Annotated in this window: 17 protein-coding genes and 1 tRNA gene; 15 read left to right on the forward strand and 3 right to left on the reverse strand. The window is 48.9% G+C overall.

The genetic code is table 11. The features are described 5' to 3' along the window. Positions 1 to 3: 3 nt before the first annotated feature. From ribF to ACO5GU_RS02220, 7 genes are all read left to right on the forward strand, one after another. Positions 4 to 1,041, forward strand: a complete 1,038-nt coding sequence (gene ribF, locus ACO5GU_RS02190) for a riboflavin biosynthesis protein RibF (protein ID WP_484929893.1) — start codon at positions 4 to 6, stop codon at positions 1,039 to 1,041. After that, a complete protein-coding gene (gene dnaG, locus ACO5GU_RS02195; protein ID WP_484929895.1) occupies positions 1,031 to 3,013 on the forward strand; it encodes a DNA primase in 1,983 nt (660 codons plus the stop codon). The genes ribF and dnaG overlap by 11 nt, the downstream gene beginning before the upstream one ends. Positions 3,014 to 3,133: 120 nt before the next feature. Then, the gene (gene rpoD / locus ACO5GU_RS02200; protein WP_484800458.1) at positions 3,134 to 4,501 is read left to right on the forward strand and encodes an RNA polymerase sigma factor RpoD; all 1,368 of its coding nucleotides are present in this window, start codon (positions 3,134 to 3,136) and stop codon (positions 4,499 to 4,501) included. 121 nt (positions 4,502 to 4,622) lie between these two features. Then, positions 4,623 to 4,697 (forward strand) — tRNA-Asn (locus ACO5GU_RS02205). A 295-nt stretch (positions 4,698 to 4,992) separates the two neighbouring features. Next, positions 4,993 to 6,294 carry a substrate-binding domain-containing protein gene (locus ACO5GU_RS02210; RefSeq protein ID WP_484819888.1) on the forward strand — a complete coding sequence of 434 codons (1,302 nt, stop codon included), beginning with the start codon at positions 4,993 to 4,995 and terminating at the stop codon, positions 6,292 to 6,294. A 104-nt stretch (positions 6,295 to 6,398) separates the two neighbouring features. Next, positions 6,399 to 7,907, forward strand: a complete 1,509-nt coding sequence (locus ACO5GU_RS02215; RefSeq protein ID WP_313993211.1) for a sugar ABC transporter ATP-binding protein — start codon at positions 6,399 to 6,401, stop codon at positions 7,905 to 7,907. 15 nt (positions 7,908 to 7,922) lie between these two features. Continuing rightward, positions 7,923 to 9,578 (forward strand): galactose/methyl galactoside ABC transporter permease MglC, encoded by a 1,656-nt coding sequence (locus ACO5GU_RS02220; RefSeq protein ID WP_484845038.1) that lies wholly within the window; start codon positions 7,923 to 7,925, stop codon positions 9,576 to 9,578. A 757-nt stretch (positions 9,579 to 10,335) separates the two neighbouring features. On the opposite strand, the gene ACO5GU_RS02225 is transcribed toward ACO5GU_RS02220, so the two are convergent. The 3 genes from ACO5GU_RS02225 to ACO5GU_RS02235 are packed head-to-tail and all read right to left on the reverse strand — an operon-like array spanning position 10,336 to position 14,272. Next, positions 10,336 to 11,973: a UDP-glucose--hexose-1-phosphate uridylyltransferase gene (locus ACO5GU_RS02225; RefSeq protein WP_484929896.1), complete on the reverse strand. Its 1,638-nt coding sequence runs from the start codon at positions 11,971 to 11,973 to the stop codon at positions 10,336 to 10,338. Then, positions 11,964 to 13,175, reverse strand: coding sequence for a galactokinase (locus ACO5GU_RS02230; RefSeq protein WP_484929897.1), 1,212 nt, complete (start codon positions 13,173 to 13,175; stop codon positions 11,964 to 11,966). The genes ACO5GU_RS02225 and ACO5GU_RS02230 overlap by 10 nt, the downstream gene beginning before the upstream one ends. A gap of 38 nt (positions 13,176 to 13,213) precedes the next feature. After that, the gene (locus ACO5GU_RS02235; protein WP_484929898.1) at positions 13,214 to 14,272 is read right to left on the reverse strand and encodes an aldose epimerase family protein; all 1,059 of its coding nucleotides are present in this window, start codon (positions 14,270 to 14,272) and stop codon (positions 13,214 to 13,216) included. Positions 14,273 to 14,538: 266 nt separating this feature from the next. Between ACO5GU_RS02235 and ACO5GU_RS02240 the strand changes: the two genes are divergently transcribed. The 8 genes from ACO5GU_RS02240 (at position 14,539) to pyrF (ending at position 22,141) form a co-directional block, all read left to right on the forward strand. Beyond that, positions 14,539 to 15,567: a LacI family DNA-binding transcriptional regulator gene (locus ACO5GU_RS02240; RefSeq protein ID WP_484874558.1), complete on the forward strand. Its 1,029-nt coding sequence runs from the start codon at positions 14,539 to 14,541 to the stop codon at positions 15,565 to 15,567. 76 nt (positions 15,568 to 15,643) lie between these two features. After that, on the forward strand, positions 15,644 to 16,747 hold the full coding sequence (locus ACO5GU_RS02245) for an ABC transporter ATP-binding protein (RefSeq protein WP_353573412.1): 1,104 nt from the start codon (positions 15,644 to 15,646) through the stop codon (positions 16,745 to 16,747). A gap of 153 nt (positions 16,748 to 16,900) precedes the next feature. Then, positions 16,901 to 17,476 (forward strand): bifunctional pyr operon transcriptional regulator/uracil phosphoribosyltransferase PyrR, encoded by a 576-nt coding sequence (gene pyrR / locus ACO5GU_RS02250; protein WP_484812037.1) that lies wholly within the window; start codon positions 16,901 to 16,903, stop codon positions 17,474 to 17,476. Then, the gene (locus ACO5GU_RS02255; RefSeq protein WP_484929902.1) at positions 17,476 to 18,411 is read left to right on the forward strand and encodes an aspartate carbamoyltransferase catalytic subunit; all 936 of its coding nucleotides are present in this window, start codon (positions 17,476 to 17,478) and stop codon (positions 18,409 to 18,411) included. The genes pyrR and ACO5GU_RS02255 overlap by 1 nt, the downstream gene beginning before the upstream one ends. After that, positions 18,395 to 19,702, forward strand: coding sequence for a dihydroorotase (locus ACO5GU_RS02260; RefSeq protein WP_484929904.1), 1,308 nt, complete (start codon positions 18,395 to 18,397; stop codon positions 19,700 to 19,702). Before ACO5GU_RS02255 ends, ACO5GU_RS02260 begins: the two co-directional genes overlap by 17 nt. Further along, positions 19,702 to 20,496, forward strand: a complete 795-nt coding sequence (locus ACO5GU_RS02265; RefSeq protein WP_484929906.1) for a dihydroorotate dehydrogenase electron transfer subunit — start codon at positions 19,702 to 19,704, stop codon at positions 20,494 to 20,496. Before ACO5GU_RS02260 ends, ACO5GU_RS02265 begins: the two co-directional genes overlap by 1 nt. Further along, positions 20,490 to 21,416 (forward strand): dihydroorotate dehydrogenase, encoded by a 927-nt coding sequence (locus tag ACO5GU_RS02270; RefSeq protein WP_484929908.1) that lies wholly within the window; start codon positions 20,490 to 20,492, stop codon positions 21,414 to 21,416. Before ACO5GU_RS02265 ends, ACO5GU_RS02270 begins: the two co-directional genes overlap by 7 nt. Further along, the gene (gene pyrF, locus ACO5GU_RS02275) at positions 21,410 to 22,141 is read left to right on the forward strand and encodes an orotidine-5'-phosphate decarboxylase (RefSeq protein WP_035427670.1); all 732 of its coding nucleotides are present in this window, start codon (positions 21,410 to 21,412) and stop codon (positions 22,139 to 22,141) included. Before ACO5GU_RS02270 ends, pyrF begins: the two co-directional genes overlap by 7 nt. The last annotated feature ends 21 nt before the right edge of the window (positions 22,142 to 22,162 follow it).

Here is a 22,162-nt window from a genome sequence, read left to right on the forward strand (position 1 = left end):
GCGTTGAACAAGGTAAAACGCATAAGAGAATCCGTTTTGTATGAAAGCCGTTTGCCAGCTCCACGTGAGCTTGGTGATGCCGACTTCTATACATTGCGTTCTGACTGCTACAAGCAACCTTGCGTGTGCGTGCTTGGTGTCTTCGACGGACTTCATGAGGGCCACCAAGGGCTTCTCGCCAGTGCAAAGAAAGACGCTGCGGCTCGCAATGTGCCACTTGTTGCTGTGACATTTCTGCCCGATCCTGTTGAGGTGCTGTTTGATGACTCTCCTCGACGTTTGCTCTCGGGAGAAGATAGGCTTCGCGCGCTTGCCGCGTGGGGAGTGGATGGCATTCTGGTGCATCACTTTACCCGCGAGTTTGCGGCATTGAGCGCTACGCAATACGTTGAGGACAAGCTACTTCCAAGTGTTTCGGCTGTGTCTGTTCATGTGGGTTCTGACTTTGGCTTGGGCGCACAAGGAGCTGAAGGAAGCGCGTTGCTAACCTCACTTGGGCATAAGCATGGCTTTGCAGTTCACGCCCATGAGCTCTTTTGCTCAGGTGGACAGAAAATCTCTGCAACTCGCATTAGGGACTTGCTCGAGCAGGGTAAAGTTGAGAAAGCAGCAAGCCTGTTGGGCCGCTGGCACTTTGTGAGTGGCGTAGTCAAACACGGCCGAGGCCAGGGTACTGGTTTTGGTTTTCCAACTGCAAATGTTTCGCTTGACCTGCGTGATTGCATTCCTCAAGATGGTGTGTATGCGTGCTATGTGGTTCATGGCGCAACAGCATGGCCCGCTGCGGTTAATGTGGGAAAAGCTCCGTCATTTCAGTCTCAAACAGGACCTTTACTTGAAGCTAACCTCCTAGGTTTTAGTGGCAACTTATATGATTCGCAGGTTCAAACGGTATTTGTGAAGAGACTGAGGGAATCTAAAAAATTTGATTCACTTGAAGAGCTCAAGTGTGCCGTTCGTGGAAATATAGATTGGGTAGCCCAGAATCTGGGTACGACTTCATATAACTTAGGAAGCGGGGAGGTGGAAGATGATAACTGACGAAGATAAAGAGCGCGTAAGACAAGCCACAGATTTTGTCACGCTTGTTTCCGAGACAGTTGAGCTAAAACCCCGAGGTCAGGACTATTGGGGATGCTGTCCTTTCCACCAAGAAAAAAGCCCATCATTCAAGATAAATCCTTCTACGGGTCTCTGGCACTGCTTTGGCGCTTGCTCCGAAGGTGGAGACGTCTTTAGCTATGTCATGAAGCGAGAAAATCTAGATTTTCCTGACGCTATCAGATATCTTGCCGATAAAGCCGGAATTACCCTTTCAGAAGAGGCCCATGTTTCTAAGGGTCCTCGCAAGAATCGCTTAATTGAGTGTCTTACCGAAGCCGAGAATTACTTCCACTCCATGCTTATGCGCGGAAGGGGAGAAGGCCCTGAGGCGGCGCGTGCATATCTCTCTGGTCGCGGATTTGGTGCGGCTGTCTGCAAGCGCTGGAAGCTGGGATATGCTCCTGGCAGAGGTGCGCTTGTAGCACACTTGCGTAAATGTGGCTACACCACGCAAGAGATGATTGCTGCAAACCTTGCTGTCGAGCGTAATGGTCGCATCAGCGACTGGTTCTATGATCGTGTGATGTTTCCTATTCATGATGAGCAGGGAAGAACTATTGCTTTTGGCGGTCGAATTACTAAAAAGGTAGAAAACGCTCCTAAGTACCTTAATACCAGGGACACTTCTGTCTTCAATAAAGGTAAGCACCTCTTTGCCTATGATGTTGCAAAAGAGACTATTGCTGCCCAGTCCGAGGCCATTATTTGCGAGGGCTACACTGACGTTATAGCCATGCACGAGGCTGGTTTTACCAACACTGTGGCAGCTCTAGGCACCGCATTTACGTCTGAGCACGTCAAACTCATTGATCGCCAGCGTGCTCGCAAAATTATTTGCATGTTTGATGGTGATGCCGCAGGTCAACACGCCGCAGCACGTGCTATTAAATTTATCGATAAAACAACCGCTGCGTTTCTCTGTGTTGTTTTGCCAAATAATCAGGACCCCATGGAGTTTCTCGCCGAATCAGGTGCAGATAAGCTACGTCCTATCTTAGATGCAGCTCGTCCGCTTATGGACTTTGTCTTTGATGCCACAACAGCTCGGTTTGACTTATCTGTACCCGGTGGTCGAGTCAAAGCGCTTGAGGCTTTAGCATCTCTGTTGGCTCCGCTCAAGACATCGGTGCTGCTGAGCGAGTATGCACTTCGTGTGTCCGATTTGCTTCATATTGATGTCGAGGAAGCAAAGCGCGCAATTAAGGTCGCGCCTATTCAAGATGACGTGGCAGATTCGCGCACTTCAAAGATGGTGCGCAAACAGCCTCAGAAGAATGCCCACACCTCTTCATATAACTCAGCTGCTAAAACTCCAGCTTATGTCGAGGGTCCTTCATACGATGATGTTCCACCGTATGATGAGGTTCCGCCATATGACGATCCTTCATCGTATAGTGTTTCTGCTGATATGTATGAGCCACGAGGCTCACAGGGTCTCTCCGCAGAAGATCGCAGGCAGGTTAACTCAGAGCTTGAGCTCTTAAGTGCTATGGCAACAAACTTGTCTTTAGTGCGAGAGTATCAAGACCGTATTGCAGACTTTGTCTGGGCCGATGCTCGTCATCAAACCATGGCGTGGGCCATGCTTGCTACTCCAGAGGGAGCTACGCCAGCGCAGGTTGTTGCCGCAGCTGCGGCTGTTGAGCCAAATGCGGCAGCTATTCTTTCTTCTGGTCGCGTGATATCTGAGGGCAACTCCGATACACGTCGCTCGCTTGAGTTTATTGTGGACACTGTTGACTACTACTCGGTACAGCGTAAATTGCGAGAAATTCGATCAAATTTGCGCTCCAGTTCTTATGCAGGGGAGTCTTCAAGTGGAACACTCGCCGAAGAGCAACTTGCTGCTGCGCAGGAGCTTCAGACACGAGCGCTTGAGTTAGGCAAGAGGCTTACTTCAGGGCAATAAAAATACTCATTTTATAAGGATGCTACTCATCTAATTTTTTATAAATTAAAATGAGTAGTTTGATTAGGTAGAGAAACTTTTGGGTATAAAGATTTGCGCTAATCTATCGAAAGGATATTTGTGGCTGCAAAAAAGGCAAATGACGAGGTCAAACTCTCAGATGAGCTTACTAAAATTGTTGATGATCTGGTAAGTTCTTCAAAGTCTAACGGTAGTATCAGCGAAGACGATATTCAGGTTGCCATTCGTGACGTTGACGTTAACGATGATGAGCTTTCTGACCTGTATGATTCGCTGCGCGTTAAAGGTGTTGAGATTACTACCGCATCTGAAGCAACCGTTTCTTTCGCCATTGAAGATGACGCCGTAGAGGACGATTTTTCATCCGATGATGACTTGGATGACTCTTCTGATTTTGAAGATGAAGATGATGAAGATTTTGATGCCGTAAATGAGGCTCGCGAGGTCAAAGAGGCTCTCCGCTCTGTTTCTAAGGCAAAAGTCTCCAAGCCAAAACGTTCTTCTCGCGCTCGTGCTCGCCGTTCAGATACCACTACGGTTATGCTTACCGGCGATCCTGTCCGCATGTATCTTAAAGAGATTGGTAAGGTTGACCTGCTTACTGCATCAGAAGAGGTTCACCTTGCTATGAAGATTGAGGCAGGTACTGCAGCTTCTCAGAAGCTGGAGGATTTTGAGGATGGTCTCATCGAGCTTAACCGCGCAGAGCAGCGCCGCCTTATGCGTATTGAGTCTGTAGGACTTGATGCTAAGCAGCAGCTTATTTCGGCAAACCTTCGTCTTGTTGTCTCAATTGCAAAGCGCTATGTTGGCCGCGGTATGCTGTTCCTTGACCTTATCCAGGAAGGTAACCTAGGCCTTATTCGCGCTGTCGAGAAGTTCGATTACACCAAGGGCTTTAAGTTCTCAACGTATGCTACCTGGTGGATTCGTCAGGCAATTACTCGCGCTATTGCAGACCAGGCACGTACCATTCGTATTCCTGTCCATATGGTGGAGACTATCAACAAGCTCATCCGTGTTCAGCGTCAGCTTCTGCAAGATCTTGGTAGAGATCCTACCCCAGAAGAGATTGGCGCAGAAATGGGCATGTCTCCTGATCGCGTTCGCGAGATTCAGAAGATTAGCCAGGAGCCTGTCTCTCTTGAGACGCCTATTGGTGAAGAAGAAGATTCACAGCTTGGAGACTTTATTGAGGACTCTTCAGCTGTTGCTCCACCAGATGCAGCTTCTGATTCAATGCTTCGTGAGCAGCTTGAGCAGGTTCTTGACGGCCTTGCTGATCGTGAGCGTAAGGTTATTAAGTTCCGCTTTGGTCTTGAGGATGGCCACCCTCGCACGCTTGAAGAGGTGGGCAAGGAGTTTGGAGTTACGCGTGAGCGTATTCGCCAGATTGAGTCCAAGACCTTGGCAAAGCTTCGTCATCCTTCTAGGTCCGGCCGTCTTAAGGACTACATGGAGGAGTAGCTTCTTGGTTTAGTTGTGTGGGAGATTGTGCAAGAAGAATTTGACTAAATTTTTTCTAAAAAATGCTTGCATGGTTTGGAATGTCTCTCTATACTTAAACACCGCTGAGAAGCACACATATTCCCCGATGGCGCAGCGGTAGCGCAGCTGACTGTTAATCAGCGTGTCGCAGGTTCAAATCCTGCTCGGGGAGCCAGAATTTTCAAGACCAGGCAATGCCTGGTCTTTTTTTGTAAGAAAAGCTGTCCTGCTTTTCTCGCATTAGGCAGATTTTTATTCACAGATTTGAAGCGGACGATTTTCTCGATAACTTGGCCATTTGACCGCTTTTTCTTTATTTATCCTCAAAAACTTCAAAATTGATACCGTAAAAGGTACAAAACATAACGCTTACGGTATTTCTACAACCGTTGAGCGACATCTCACAAAGAGCTGTGATGAGATTTGTTAACGTACTCATTAAGGTCAGTGTTATGCAAAAGGCATAACAAATGAGAAAGGTCACTACTATGGATGTGTCTCGTCGCAGTTTTCTAAAGTTCTGTGGTCTAGGCGTTCTTAGCGTTGGTGGATCTAGCGTTCTTGCAGCTTGCGCTCCTAGCGAGAAAAAAGAGGAAGGCGCTAAAGGTGCAAAGGTAGAGAACAAGGATAAGCCTGTTGTCTTCTTCAACCGTCAGCCTTCTAACAGCTCAACCGGTGAGCTTGATACCAACACCCTTAACTTCAACAAGGACACCTATTACGTTGGCTTTGATGCAGTTCAGGGCGCAGAGCTCCAGGGCCAGATGGTTCTTGATTACATCAAGGCTCACGCAGCTGAGCTTGATCGTAACAAAGATGGCATCATTGGTTACGTTCTTGCAATTGGTGACATCGGTCACAACGACTCTATCGCTCGTACTCGTGGTGTCCGTAAGGCACTTGGTACTGGCATCGAGAAGGACGGCAAGATTATTTCTGATCCAGTAGGCACCAACACTGACGGCTCCGCTTCTGTTGTTCAGGACGGCAAGCTTGAGGTCGGCGGCAAGTCCTACACCATCCGTGAGCTTGCTTCTCAGGAGATGAAGAACACCGCTGGTGCAACATGGGATGCTGCAACCGCTGGTAACGCAATTGCTGCTTGGTCTTCTTCCTTCGGCGATCAGATTGATGTTGTTGTTTCCAACAACGATGGTATGGGCATGTCCATCTTCAACGCATGGTCAAAGGCTCAGAAGGTCCCAACCTTTGGTTACGACGCTAACTCTGACGCTGTTGCAGCTATTGCTGACGGCTATGCAGGCACCATTTCCCAGCACCCAGATGTTCAGGCTTACCTGACTCTCCGTCTGCTCCGCAACGCTCTTGACGGAGCTGATATCAACACCGGCATTGAGTCCGCAGACGATGCTGGCAACAAGATTGACTCCAAGGACTACAAGTATGTTGCAGAGCAGCGTTCTTACTACGCTCTCAACCTTGCAGTTACCGCTGAGAACTACAAGGACAACCTTGACGCAACCACTACCTATCCAGAGGCTTCTAAGCAGCTGAGCGCAGACAAGCACCCAGAGAAGAAGGTTTGGCTCAACACCTACAACTCTGGCGACAACTTCCTTGGTTCAACCTATGTACCACTGCTCAAGAAGTATGCTCCACTGCTCAACCTCAACGTTGAGTTCATCGCAGGCGATGGCCAGACTGAGTCCAACATTACCAACCGTCTTGGCAACCCTGACGAGTACGATGCATTTGCATTCAACATGGTTAAGACCGACAACGGTTCTTCCTATACCCAGCTGCTTAAGTAATTAAGTAGTCGATAGCACGAAACAATACCGGAGGGGAGACACCTGCTCTCCTCCGGTGTTCTCGCGAATAAGCGCAATAACTTAGCGAGATAAGGGGTGATTACATGGCAGATACAGAAAACGATATCGTTCTAACAATTGATGGAATGAGCAAGTCCTTTGGACGTAACCGCGTTCTGGATCACATTTCAATGAACGTACGCCGTGGAACCGTTATGGGTCTTATGGGAGAGAACGGCGCAGGCAAATCTACCATGATGAAGTGCCTGTTTGGTACGTATCAAAAAGATGAAGGCAAGATATTTCTTGACGGCAAAGAGGTTAATTTCTCTGGACCAAAAGACGCACTTGAGAATGGCGTCGCAATGGTTCACCAGGAGCTTAACCAGTGCCTTGATAGAAATGTTGTAGATAACTTGTTCCTTGGTCGCTATCCCGTTAATGCAATGGGTGTTGTCGATGAGGGACGTATGAAAAAAGAGGCTAACGAGCTCTTCAGGCGTCTTGGTATGACCGTAGACCTGACACAGCCTATGAAGAACATGTCAGTATCTCAGCGCCAGATGTGCGAGATTGCAAAGGCAATTTCTTACAACGCTAAGATTATTGTTCTTGATGAGCCTACTTCTTCACTTATGACTCAAGAGGTCGAGAAACTCTTTGAGATGATTCACATGCTCAAAGAGCAGGGAATTTCTTTGGTCTACATCTCTCACAAGATGGATGAGATCTTTGAGATTTGCGACGACATTTCAGTTCTTCGTGACGGTAAGCTTGTTATGACCAAGCGCTCAAATGAGACCAACATGAATGAACTAATCTCGGCAATGGTCGGCCGCTCACTTGAGAATCGCTTCCCAGATGTTACTAACACACCTGGTAAGACATATCTTTCTATTCAGCACCTTTCAACTAAATATGAGCCATACCTTCAGGACGTCACCTTTGATGTAAAGAAGGGTGAGATCTTTGGTCTGTATGGTCTTGTCGGTGCTGGTAGAACAGAGCTTCTTGAGACAATTTTTGGTGTAAGAACCAGAGCTGCAGGTCGTGTCTACGTCAACGAGCATCTTATGAACTTCTCGACAGCTGCAGAGGCAATGGATCATGGTTTTGCCATGATTACCGAGGAGCGCAAGGCAAACGGCTTGTTCCTTAAGGGTGACCTGACGTTTAACACAACCATTGCAAACTTGAACCAGTACAAGGCTGGTCCAATCCTTTCTGATCCTAAGATGACTAAGGCTACCGTCAACGAGCTCAAGGTTATGAATACCAAGGCTCAGGGTCCATCAGATTTGATTTCAAGTCTTTCTGGCGGCAACCAGCAGAAGGTCATTTTTGGTAAATGGCTCGAGCGCTATCCACAGGTTTTCCTGATGGATGAGCCTACTCGTGGTATTGATGTTGGTGCTAAATATGAGATCTACCAGCTCATTATTGATATGGCTAAGAGCGGTACCACTATTATCGTAGTCTCTTCGGAGATGCCAGAGATTCTGGGAATTACCAACCGAATTGGCGTTATGTCCAACGGTAGACTCTCGGGCATCGTAAATACCAACGAGACAAATCAAGAAGAACTCCTGCGCCTCAGCGCAAAGTACCTGTAGGAGAGGATGATACAAATGCCAAAAACAGGTGGATCTGTTCTGACGGCCGAGCAGGAAAAAGAGCTGCTAAAGCCTATTGATCAGAAGATTGGTTCCATTCAGGCTCAGATTGATGAGCTTCGCGCAAATGGTACCAACAAGGTAATTTCAACACTGAGCGCTATTGAGTCTGCAAAGCGCGATAAGTCTATCTCTGCAGAAGAGCGCAACACGCTTATCGATGGCTACAAGGCTGAGCTGGAGCTTGCAAAGAAGGTTGAGTCCGAGAACAGCGCTCAGGTCTCTAAGCTTATTGCAGAGGCTGAAGCGTATCTCAAGGAGCACTACAAGAACGAGTATCTTGAGCCTGTAAAGGCTAGCTGTGCTCTTGAGAAGGAGCAGGCTAAGCAGAATTACGCTGCTGCTCTTGAGCGCCTCAAGAAGGAGCACGAAGAGGCTGTCAGCAAGACTTCTGATGCTCAGGAAATCAAGGACGAGAAGTACGTCTATAAGAACCGTCAGTTTGATGCTAAGGTCAACTATCAGAAGGATCTTCAGCGCATCAAAGATCGCGCTCACAATGCGTTTAGTCATGAGTATCACCTCATCGACCTTCTCAGGATGTCTAAGTTCACTCCACTGGAGTCTCAGGCTCAGAAGTGGGAGAACTACAAGTACACCTTTAACACCCGTTCATTCTTGCTTCAGAACGGTCTGTACATTGTTATTCTCCTGGTATTTATTGCCCTTTGTATCATCACCCCAGCAGTCAAGGGTACTCAGCTTCTGACATACTCCAACGTCATCAATATTCTTCAGCAGGCATCTCCTCGAATGTTCCTGGCTCTTGGTGTAGCTGGATTGATTCTGCTTACCGGTACTGACCTGTCTATTGGTCGTATGGTTGGTATGGGCATGACCGCTTCAACCATCATCATGCACCAGGGCATCAATACTGGCCAGGTCTTTGGTATCACATTTGATTTTACTGGTGTTCCAATTCCTGTCAGAATCATCATGGCTCTGGTTACTTGTATTGTCCTGTGCACCTGCTTTACCAGTATCGCTGGCTTCTTTACCGCTAAGTTTAAGATGCACCCATTCATCTCGACCATGGCTAACATGCTGATTATCTTTGGTATTGTTACCTATGCAACAAAGGGTGTTTCATTTGGCGCTATCGAGCCATCTATTCCAGATATGGTTATTCCACGAATCGGCAAATTCCCATCCATCATTTTGTGGGCAATCGCAGCTATCGCTATTGTTTGGTTCATCTGGAACAAGACCACCTTTGGTAAGAACCTCTATGCGGTAGGCGGAAACCCTGAGGCAGCAGCTGTTTCTGGTATTTCAGTCTTTAGGGTCATGGTTGGCGCTTTTGTCATGGCTGGTATTCTGTATGGATTTGGCTCTTGGCTTGAGGCCATGCGCATGGTTGGCTCTGGTTCCGCAGCTTACGGCCAGGGTTGGGACATGGACGCAATCGCAGCCTGCGTTGTTGGTGGCGTCTCGTTCACCGGTGGTATTGGTAAGATCTCCGGTGTTACCGTGGGTGTTCTTATCTTCACCGCACTGACTTACGCACTGACTATTCTTGGTATCGATACCAACCTTCAGTTTGTCTTCTCGGGCGTCATTATTCTGACCGCAGTTACCCTTGACTGCTTGAAGTACGTTCAGAAGAAGTAGCTGGCGCTCCCGCGCTGCGTGCCGTACAGCGCGGACATGCGCCACAAGTGCGGAAACGCAGCGGCGCTGAATGCCACAAGTGCGGAAACGCAGCGCAAGTGCGGAAAGCGTGCTATTACGTGCAAGTTTCGAGGCGTCTACTCACGTAGACGCCTCTTTTTTGGCGAAAGACAGCGCTTGCACGTTAATGAAAAGTGACTTTACGGGAAATTTAAAAACTAGCTGGTAAAACACTGTATCAATTTAGACATATGTCCTTTTAGAATTTTTGCACCACACCTATGTCAGATAATCTGCAATTTTTGTCCCGGAAAGCACACCTATGGCTGATATTCTGCAGTTTTAAAGGGAAATAACACACCAATGTCAAAAAATATGTTAACTATCGACAGATTATCCGACTTTACTGTGGTCGGGCTGCTCGATACGTGCAGATTATCCGACGTAGATGTGGTCGGGCCTCTCAAAGCCTGCAGAATGTCCGACATAGATGTGCTCGAAGCGTTGAACAGAGTTTTCTGCGACAGATTATCCGACATAGGTGTGTTAGAAGGGTCAAATCAGACCTCATATCCAACAGAATATCTGACTTTGCTGTGCTTGCGCGTTGTTTAACTGTCGTGGGCTGACGGTTAGGCGGTACAAAACAAAAGAGCCGATTTTCTCGGCCCTCTTGCTGGGTGATTTTTGCGCTTGCGAGATACGTTATTGCACGTGGAGCATCGTGAGCTGCGCGCGAACCTGCGGGCGGCAGCAGCTACAGAGACTCGAGGAAGCGATGCTGTGCTGCTCGTCCTTCTTCGTCCCACTTGAATACGCCGGCGTCCTCAAGGACGTGCGAGAAGACAATGCCAACTTCGTCGTAAATGTACTTCTTGAGCTTCTCGGATGAGAGAGAAGAGATGTCCTTCTTCGAAGCAGCATCCTTGCTAGAACCGTCGCCCTGCTCAAGCAGCTTGGCGTAGATCTGGCGAGCCCAATCGGCGTGAGAGATGGTGGTAGAGTCCGTGGTCAGCTGTCCATAGACTGCGTTAGCTTTCTTGCCATTTGCCAGACACTGCTCCATAACAGACTGAACTTTATTGAGCTCTGGCACAAGGCGAGGTGGAAGTACGGCAAGTCCCATGACCTCGATGAGTCCGATATTCTCTTTCTTGATGTGGTGATACTCGGCATGTGGATGGAAGATGCCAAGCGGATGCTTTTCGCTAGTAATGTTGCAGCGCAGCGCAAGAAAGACCTCGTAGCTGCCGCTCTCAAGCTTGCGGACAACAGGGGTAACCGTGTTGTGGAGCTCGCCGTCAGTTTCCGCATAAACAGAGACGGATTCGTCGGTATAGCTGCGCCATGCGGTGATGATAAACTCTGCAGCTTTGAGTGCTTCTTCTCGACTGGTAGAGGAGAGGCGAAGAACAGAGAGTGGCCACTTGAGAATTGCACCCGCTACCTCGGGGAACTGCTTGAGCTCAAACTCTTCCGCAACTTCTGCGCGCATCATAGGGAACTCGTAACGTCCGCCCTGGTAGTGATCGTGCGAGAGGATCGATCCGCCCACAATGGGCAGGTCAGCGTTTGAACCAATGAAGTAGTGGGGGAACCTGTCCACAAAGTCAAAGAGGTTGACCAGCGCCTCGTGATCAATGTGCATAGGAACGTGATCCGAGTTCATGGCAATGCAGTGCTCGTTGAAATACGCATACGGACTGTACTGGAATCCCCAACGATGCTGGTTGAGCTCAATGGGGATGATGCGCAGGTTCTGCCTGGCAGGATGAGCGCCTGCACCAGACGAAGCGCCGCGTCCAGAATAACCCTCATTATCAAGGCAGAGCTGGCATGCGGGGTACTTCTCGCCAGAAGTGTTTTGAGCCGTTTTAGCTGCGGCAATCTCGCGAGGGTCTTTTTCTGGCTTGGAGAGGTTGATGGTAATCTCTAAGTCTCCCCAGGTAGTTGGGGTAGTCCACGTGATATTCCTGGCAATGGCGCTTCTTCTGACATAGCCTGCGTCGCAGCAGAGCGTGTAGAACCAGTCAGTTGCGGCGCGAGGTCCCTCGGCAACGTACAGCTCATTGAAATGGCGCGCCACCTCGGAAGGCTTTGGCAGCAGAAGGCCCATGACGCGCATGGCAAAAGAGTCTTCGCCGCTCTGGGTGTTCTCGGCCAGACCGTGAGCAACAGCTAAGCGAGCAAGCTCGGCAAGTGTCTGGTCAAGATCAAACGACTCCAGGTCAATTTTCTCCCAAGGCTTAACGGGAGCGGGCCCCTCGTACGAAAGCATGTCCAACAGCGCGTTATAGCACCAGGTCAAATCCTCAGTTTGAATAAGTCCGCGCTCGCATGCATACACGACAAGCTGCTGAATGCAAAGCGCGCTTTCATTGTCTGCTACAGCCATTGTGCACAAGCTCCCTGGTCAGAGATGGCGTAGTGGCGGCAGGCGCCTTCACCAAACCACTGGTTCATCTGTGCAATGAAGGTCTCGACTAGGGCGAGAGGAACAAAGCACTGGATAGAGCCACCAAAACCGCCACCGTGAATGCGAACGGCGCCAGAACCTTTTAAGATGCTCTCGGCCAAACCGAGGGCAAGCATAGCTGGCTGATATGAGCCAGAAGTAGAAACGTTCTGCAGGTACATGCCGGAGCTTGCGCCAGAAGCGTTGGTGAGCGCAATAAAGGACTCAATATCGGAATTCTGAAGGTCTGCCCATCTCTTGTCTACCAGGTCATTCTCGTACCAGTAGTGGATAGCACGGAGAAGGGCGCGGTCTCCAAGCTCTTCTCGCAGCTCATTAACGCGAGCCTGGAAGTCTTCAACCGGAACCTCAGAGAGGCGAGTCTTGCCAAAGGCTGCTGCAACTTTTTGCATCTCAACAGGGACCGCTGCGTATTCATCTGTGAAGGCAACATGGTCGCAGCCAACATCAACAAGGCAGAGGGCGTAGCCGTAATCCTCAAAGTTAAGATCCAGCTTTTCTGCCTTGGGCTCTGCAGAATCCTCAAAGTTCATGAAGGCAAGACCGCCAAGGCAAACAGCAAGCTGATCCATAAGGCCGCAAGGCTTACCAAAGTAAACGTTTTCAGTGTTCTGGCTCATCTGAGCGAGCTTAACCGCAGAAATTTCGCTGCCACCTTCCCAGAGTGCTTCCATTGCGCGACCTGCTGCAGCCTCAAAAGCAGCAGAGGAAGAAAGTCCACCGCCACCAGGTACGTCGCTTACTACTGCCATGTCGAAACCAGTTGGCTCAAAGCTAAGTTTGACCAGGTTTGCAGCCATGCCGCGAACAATGGCCTTAGTGGTAAGGAACTCATCCTCTGAAGGTTCCAGATTTGTGAAATTGACCTCAAAAGGATCGTATCCAACGCTGGCAACACGAATAACGCCCAGGTTATTAGGTGCGCAAATGGCGTCAATAGCAACATCTAGGGCCCCGGCAATAACATGACCACCCTCGTGATCAGTGTGATTACCAGCAATCTCGGAGCGACCAGGCGCGTGTACTGCAAGATAGCGGTCAGCTTTTCCGAACATTTGCTCAAAGTGCTCTTTTGCGCGATTGAGCTGAGCTGTGGTTTTCTCGTCAAACGTGTGAGCCATGGTGTTCCTTTCCCTTTAGTGCTGTGAAGCCAGGTATCTTAAAAGAATCGATAAACAATCTGTGAGCTGTATGGCTGCTCAGGCGTGCATGTGGGCTGAGGCCACTCTGCATGGTGAGCACAATCTGGATAAAACTCGCTCTCAAATGCAAAACCAGCCTGAGGCTTGTAAATAGCGCCGTCTTTTGCACGTGCCTCATCAAGCCAGTTGCCGGTATAAAGATGAGCACCTGGAGCGGTAATTTGAATCTCAAGCGAGCGTCCGCTTTCTGATGTGGCGAGAAGGGCGGGGCGCAACTGACCGTTTTCATAGTTGTTAATAGCAAAGCAGTGATCATAGCCACGAGCTGTGTTGAGCTGCTTGTTTTCTACACCAAGATCTTTACCAATGGTCTTAGGTGCGCGGAAATCAAAGGGAGTTCCTGCAACAGCATCGATGGTTCCCGCGGAAACCGAGTCTTCTCGTAGAGGCAGATACGAATCTGCATGAATGGTCAGACTATGACCGCAGACATCTCCAGAATCATGACCATTAAGGTTGAAGTATACGTGGGTAGTCATGTTTACAAATGTTGCAGCATCGGTTGTGCAGGTATACGTAAGATTTACCGTTGACTGCGTTCCCTCTTCAACAAGTTTATAGGTTGCGGTAATGTGGCGGTTTCCCGGTAGTCCATATTCTCCATCTACCAAGTCAATGCTGAAGGTTACCGTATTTTGAGCTTCATCAATTTCTGCCTGCCAAATGCGCTTATGGATGCCAGCAACCAAATCAGTATGCAGGTTATTTTGGTTGTCTGGACCGTTGTTTTTAGGAAGATGATAGATAACACCATTAAGCGGAATCTCTGCTTTATCTGCGCGATTAGCAGAAGGTCCAATGGAGGCACCAAAGCAGGCGGGGTTATCTAAATACAGGTCAAATAGGCTATATCCAAGAACTACATCTGCCTGCGTCCCATAAACATCTGGAACCGAAACGCCCAGAATGGTGGCACCAAAATTGCTTAATTTAATTGATGAATGGGCGCCGCGAATGGTATACGTAAGCGCAGCAGGGGAGTTAACAAAGCTATCAAAGGGTCGAACATCAATCATCGGATACCTCCGAGATACTACTCATAGTGCATTACACATACTATGTTAACGTACTCATAACGAACTAACAGGAAATTATTAAGTTTTCAGTCAGTGGTATCTTTGCGGGGGCAAACGGTTAGAGCGCAGGTCAAAAGTCCTTCTCGCCGAACGGTAATTTTTTTACCGTGAGCGTTTAATTTGCTGCTATATATGCAATTTTATCGCGTTATGTGAATCTGCCTGTTAGTATGAGTACGTAAACAGGCAGATAATCGGAGGAATTCGTGACTCGCTCGCATAGTTCTAGCTCAAATAAGCGCTCTGTTTCAATGGCTGATGTTGCGCAAGCTGCTGGTGTTTCTCAGCAGACCGTTTCTCGTGTTGCTAATGGTGCTCAAAACGTGAGCAAGGCAACGCGAGAAAAAGTCCAGGCTGCAATGGAGTCCATGGGCTTTAGGCCAAGCTTTGCAGGCAGGTCGTTAAGGTCTGGTTCGTATCAATCGGTGGGACTCTGTCTGTACGACATTCGTGAGTTTGGTAACTTGGCAACCCTCGATGGCATTGTCTCTGCTGCTCGTGAGCATGAATATGCAATTACGATGATTGAGAAAGGCTCTGACGATGGCCTCTGCCTGCAGGACATTTCTCATCGTATGTCTAATCTTCCTGTTGACGGCATGATTATCAGCATGAGCCTTATGGCATCAGACTTTGAATCATTTGTACCGCAGCCAGGTCTTGGAACAGTGCTTCTTACCATGCATGAGCACCCTTACTGCACAACCGTTGACTCAGATCAGTACGGCTGCTCAAAGCTTGTCATTGATCACCTCTATGAGCTTGGTCATCGCAAGATCCGTTTTGTGGCAGGCCCTTCATACTCTATTGACTCGCAATTTCGCGAGAAGGGCTGGCGAGATGCCATGTCTGAGTATGGGCTAGAAATTGTTGAGCCTTTAGCTGGCGATTGGACCGCCAATAGTGGCTATGAAATTGGTAAAAAACTGCGAGAAAATCGTGATTTTACTGCGGTGTATGCAGCAAACGACCAGATGGCGCTAGGTATCATTGCGGCATTTGAAGAAGTGGGACTGAGCGTACCGGAAGACGTGAGCGTTGTTGGTGTTGACGACTCTCTTGAAGACTATCTGCCTAACTTCTCTTTGACCACCGTACGCTTTAATCTCCTAGAGCGCGGTCGTGTGGCACTTGAGCATGCAATACGTGCATCTGAGGCGGGGTATGAGCCTGAAGCAATTAGAATTGCTCCAAAGCTTATTGTTCGTACCACCACAGCGGCACCACAGAAGTAGAGAAGTCTCTTAAAAAGTCGGGTTTCTCGCCATAATCAGCTATACTGTTCAGGCAATAGTTGATTAGAGGAGTTGTATGTCTGAGTCACCAAATAAAGAATTAGGCTGGTCAGTTCAGGTTTCCTTGGATACGCACGAGATTCGTGCAGGAGAGACTGTAACTGCTACTCCTAAGATTATTGGTGCAGACCCTGAGGGCTTTAAATTCCACTATGTGTGGAGTTTGAACGACCGTTGGGATGAGGGTTTTTGGGATACCACAGAGCATCAATTTGGTGATTCAATTCCTAATACGTCGTGGACATATACCTTCCCAGAGCCCGGTCGCTATCATCTCTATATTGACGCATTTGACACACACAACAACCCTCAGACAGTTACTGCCTGGGTAGTTGTTGCTGGCGATGACGATTTTATGCGTCCACCTCTTCCATCTGAAGACGCAGAGACCGTCGTTGCAGTAAACGGTGTTTCAGAGATCTTTAACATTGCCTCTGAGCAGTTCAACTCGCTGAAAGAGTACTTTATTGCCTTTGCACGCGGCGAGGTTGCTTTTAAGGAGTTCAAGGCTCTTGATGATATCTCGTTTGAGGTAAAGCGTGGCGAGGCTTTTGGCCTAGTGGGCACCAACGGTTCCGGCAAGTCTACCATGCTCAAAATCATTGCGGGCGTTCTTGAGCCTTCTAAGGGAACTTGTGAGGTCAAGGGTACTATTGCACCTCTTATTGAGCTTGGTGCTGGCTTTGACATGGAACTGACCGCTAAAGAGAACATCTACCTCAATGGCGCTCTTCTTGGTTACAAGAAAGAGTTTATTGACTCGCACTTTGACCAGATCGTAGAGTTTGCTGAGCTTGAGGGCTTTATGGACATGCCGCTCAAGAACTACTCCTCTGGTATGGTGGCACGTATTGCCTTTGCAATTGCAACCGTTACAGAGCCTGACCTGCTCATTGTTGATGAGACGCTTTCGGTAGGAGACTTCCTTTTTCAGCAAAAGTGCGAGAATCGCATCAAAGAGCTGGTCGCTTCTAATAATGTTACGGTTCTTCTGGTTTCTCACTCCATTGACCTGGTCCAGCGCATTTGCGACCGCGCCATTTGGATTGAGAAGGGAAAGCAGCGCATGCTTGGCCCAGTAGACGAAGTTTGTGAAGCTTACGAGCACCTTAAGAGATAATTAAAATTCCTAACCAAAAGTTAGGCTCTGTACGAGTACAATATGTGTGTCTTTAAATGTGGTACGAGATACCCGTAAGGCTCATAGTTATAGTTTTGCCTTTTGGATACCTTGTGCCTGGTCAGGTGAGGTATCTTTTTTATTGGAGGCGCTATGGCTCAAGAAGGTTCGCACTCTCTCATTGTGGACGAGCAGTCCCTTGACCGCATGCTTACACGAATTGCTCACGAAATTGTCGAGAATAACGATTCAATTGAAAACGTTGCTTTGGTGGGCATTATTCGCCGTGGAGAAGTTTTGGCTTCTCGCCTTGCGGAAAAGATTTTGAGCTTTACCGGATGTAAGCCAAAAGTTGGCTCACTTGATATCAGCTTTTATCGCGATGATTTTAGAAGAAATACCGCACCGGTGCTTCACGCAACTAATATCGATTTTGACATTACAGGCACAAGTGTTGTGCTGGTAGATGACGTTCTTCAGACGGGAAGAACTATCAGAGCAGCACTTGATGCGCTCATTGACTATGGTCGTCCTGAGCGCGTTCAATTGGCCGTAGTAGTTGACCGTGGTCATCGTGAGCTTCCTATTAGACCTGACTATGTAGGAAAAAACGTACCTTCTTCAAAGAGCCAGGTAGTCAGCTTAAATGTTAAAGAAATTGATGGTCAGGACTGCGTATTGCTGTACGAAGCTGACTATTCTGACCCCTTTATTGAGGGAGGAAACTAATGCTTTCAGTTAAACATTTGATTGATACAAACAGTCTGACGCGTGACGATATCCAGCAAATTCTTGATACTGCTCAGTCGTTTGAGGCTGTAAACAATAGAGACATTAAAAAGGTACCAGCTCTTCGTGGGCGCACCATTGTTAACCTGTTCTTAGAGCCTTCTACCAGGACTCGCTCTTCATTTGAGCTTGCCGAGAAACGCCTCTCTGCCGACGCTTTAAACATGGGAGGATCTACCTCATCTGTGGTTAAGGGTGAGTCTTTGGCAGATACCATTCAGACTATTGACGCTATGAATGTTGATATGTTTATCTGCCGTGCAAAACTTGCAGGTACACCGCAGAAGATTACTGAGCACACTGATGCCGTTGTCATCAACGCTGGTGACGGCAAACATCAGCACCCCACTCAGGCCATGCTTGACCTCTATACCATTCGCAAGAACTTTGGGCATCTTGATTGCCTTAAAGTTGCCATTGTTGGCGATCTTTCTCACAGTCGCGTTGTTGGTTCTTTGGTGCCAGCACTCAAGACTATGGGTGCAGAGGTTGTTCTCGTTGGACCTCCAACATTCCACGTAGACGATCCAAGCTGGTTTGGCTGCTATCAGACCTCACACTTTGATGAAGTCATTGGTGATGTAGACGTCGTGTACATGCTTCGCGTGCAGCTGGAGCGTATGGAAGGAGCTCCTATTCCTTCTCGCCGTGAGTACAACAGGCTTTGGGGCCTTGATGAGCGCCGCAGCAAGCTGATGAAGCCTGAGGCAATCATCTGCCACCCAGGTCCTATGAACCGTGGTATGGAAATTAACAGCGAGGTGGCCGATTGCGCTCGCTCTCGTATTCTTGACCAGGTCAATGCAGGCGTTTTGACGCGCATGGCCGCAATGTATCTGCTTCTGGGAGGAGACTCTGATGGCATTTCTGCTTAAGGGCGCGCGTGTTGTAGACCCGCAGCTTAATCTTGACGCGGTACTGGACGTCCGTATTGACGGAGAAACCATTGCTGAAGTAGCAGCTACCGTTACACCTCAAGAGGGCGATACTGTTATTGATACAAAGGGTAAGGTACTGACGCCTGGCCTTGTTGATATGCATGTTCACTTCAGAGATCCAGGCTTTGAGTATAAAGAGACCATTGAGACGGGCTCTAGGGCTGCGGTTCACGGTGGCTTTACTGATGTTGCTACTATGCCAAACACCAATCCTGTTACTGATAACGGGCCTGCTGTTCGCTTCCAGATTGATCGCGGTAATGAGGTTGGTCTCATTCACGTCCGTCCTATGGGAGCCCTTACCAAGGGTTCTAAGGGACAAGAGCTTGCTGAGATTGGCAACATGGTTGACGAGGGTGCTTCCGCATTCTCTGACGACGGCCACGGCGTTCAAAGCGCAGGTATGATGCGCACGGTAATGGAGTATGTCTCCCAGTTTGACCGCGTTGTTGCTGCTCACTGTGAGATTGAGTCCATCAGTGCTGGTGGTGTTGTTAACGAGGGCCGCGCAAGTACGCGCCTTGGCATGTTTGGCTGGCCAGCACTTGGCGAGGAGCTGGAGATTTCCAGAGACATTGATCTTTGCCGCCTTACCGGCTGTCCTCTGCACATCTGCCACATTTCAACGGGCAGGGGAGCAGAACTGGTACGTGCAGCTAAGAAGGAAGGTTTGCCTGTTACCGCTGAGGTTTGCCCTCACCATCTCTTCTTGTCTGAGGATGACATCACTGATACGTATAACACCAACCTTAAGATGAATCCACCGCTCAGAACTGCTGAGGATGCGCTTGCTCTTCAGGCAGCAGTTGCAGACGGTACAGTTGATTGCATTGTTACTGACCATGCGCCTCATGCAGCTCATGAGAAGGACTGTGAGTGGGAAATCTCTTACTTTGGCTGCATTGGTCTTGAGACCTCGCTGCCTTTGATGGTCACCAATATGGTGCGCACCAATAAGCTTTCTTACACTGGTCTTGTTCGCGCAATGGCCGTTAATCCTCGTCGTATTCTGCGTCTTGAGCCTGTTAAGATTGCTGCAGGTTACAAGGCTGACCTGACCCTTTTTGACCCAGAAAAGAAGGTTCAGATTACGACAGAGTATTTTGAGAGTAAGTCCAAGAACTCCGCCTTCATTGGCGCTGAGCTCTATGGTGTTGCAACAGATGTGTTTGTTGATGGCAAGCGAGTTCTTGCCAATGAAGTAGTTGTTCCTGGAGGGGAAAAGTAATGCCACTACGTGGAAATGTACAGGTATTTGACTTTACGGTTTTGAGTAATACCCAGGTTGCCCAGAATCTGTATAGAGCCCAGCTCAAGGTACCAGGTCTTTGTAAGTCTCTAGCGCCTGGTCAGTTTGTAAACGTTAATGTCCCAGGCGATAAGCGTCACATTCTTCGCATCCCACTGTCCTTCTCGCTAGCTGATAAAGCAACCGATACGCTGGAGCTTATCTACGCAACAGTAGGCGAGGGTACACGCAGGCTTTCTCAGATGAAGCCTGATGACGCTAGCGACATGACTGCTCCTTGCGGTCGCCCCTGGCGCCTTAACGCCTCTAGCAAGAGAAGCGTCCTGGTAGCAGGAGGTGTGGGTATCACACCAATTATCGCGGCAGCTCGTAAGCTTACCGAGCTGGATGTTGAGTTTGACGCAGTCATTGGCGCACAAACTGCCGAGAAACTCTTTGGAGAAGAGGATCTTCTCGCACTAGGCGCACAGAACGTGTACGTCACAACGGATGACGGTTCTAAGGGTACTAAGGGCTTTGTAACAGCAGCTTTGGAGGAACCTCTAAGTCAAGGTGTTTGGGACGCTGTGTATACCTGCGGTCCAGAGCCTATGATGAGAAGCGTGGCCAAGCTTGCAATTGCCAACAACGTTGCTTGCCAGGTTTCTATGGAGCGTATGATGAGCTGCGCCTTTGGTGCATGCAATACCTGCAATGTCCCACTTGCTAAGGGCGGCTATGCGTCTGCTTGCATGGTTGGACCTGTCTTTGAGGCAAAGGAGATCGCATGGTAGATCAGGTAAAAATGGCCGTCAATCTTGGCGGCATTCAGATGAAAAACCCTATCAATACCGCTGCGGGTACCTTTGGCTACGGTTGGCAGTTTGAGGGCTTCTACGACGTCTCCTTGTTCGGTGCCATTACCATGAAAGGTGTTGCTCGCGTTCCTTGGGAAGGAAACCCAGCTCCTCGTATGTGCGAGCTCAACGGCGGCATGATGAACAGCGTTGGTCTTGCTAATCCTGGAGTGGATGATTTTATCGCCCACACTGATGACTACATGAAAGATCTTGAAGGCCGTGGTACGCGCGTCATTATGCAGATGGCAGCACATTCTGTCCAAGAGATGATTGACGTTGTCGAGCGTCTTGAAGAGCTTAATCCGCACATCTCAGCCATTGAACTTAACGTGAGTTGTCCAAATCTCGAGAAGGGCGGTAAGCCCCTGGGCGGTACTCCAGAGCAGGCCACAGAGATTATGAAGGCAGTACGTCCTCTGACAAAGCTACCTATCTTGGTTAAGATGGCTCCCGTCAATGTTGCCGAGATTGGTAAGGCTTTTGAGGCTGAAGGCGCAGATGGTCTAACGCTCATCAACTCCATCCCTGGTATGTCAATTAACGTCCACACCAGAAAGAGCAGGCTCTCTAAGCCAACTGGCGGCCTCAGTGGCCCTCTCTGCCATAACGCTGCTGTCCGTATGGTCTGGGAGTGTGCTCAGGCAGTTTCTATTCCTATTTGCGGTGTTGGTGGCGTAGAAACGGGCGAAGATGCTGCAGAGTTTATCCTTGCGGGCGCTACGGCTGTCTCGGTGGGTTCTGCAAACCTTTACGACCCAATGTGTGCTCCACGTATTCTGAACGAGCTTACTGACTGGGCAAAGTCTCAGGGAGTATCTGACATCCACGAGCTGATTGGAGCTGTTGAATGCTAACAGACGAGCAGGCACGCGACGCCGTTATTGTTGCGCTTGATTGCACAAGAGAAAGGGCTCTGGAGCTCACCGATCTTCTCGCCGGACATGCACGCTGGGTTAAGGTTGGCATGACGCTTTTTTATCGCTACGGGCCCTCGATGGTAGATGAGATGCACGCACGTGGCTTCAAGGTGTTTCTTGATCTCAAGGTGCATGACATTCCATTCCAGGTCAAAGGTGCTGTCCACTCTGCATCGCTTTCAGGCGCAGACATCTTATCTATCCATGGCCTGGGAACCGCTCAGATGATCTCTGCTGGTCGAGAGGGTGCAGAAGAGGCTGCAGCAGAGCGTGGCGTTGATGAGTCTGGCCGTACCAAACTGGTGGCTATTTCTGTGCTTACCAGCATGGATGAGGACGCACTCCACTCCATTGGCGTAGACGGATCTATTAAGGATGAAGTTGCTCGTTTGGCGTCTCTTTCTTATAACGCTGGCGCTGACGGAATTGTCTGCTCACCTCAGGAAGCACAGGAAATGAGAGAGCTTTTGGGACCAAATGCGCTCATCGTAACTCCTGGAGTACGTCCAGAAGGTGCCGAGAAGGGCGATCAGGTCAGAATTTCCACACCTTCAGCTGCAATTAAGGCTGGAGCAAGCAAATTGGTAGTTGGTAGGCCAATTACCTGCGCAAACGATCCAGTCGAAGCATTTGAATCCATCATTTCAGAGCTCAAAAATTAACGGAAGTTGTTGGAATTGTGA

This window comes from Lancefieldella sp., from assembly GCF_057237245.1.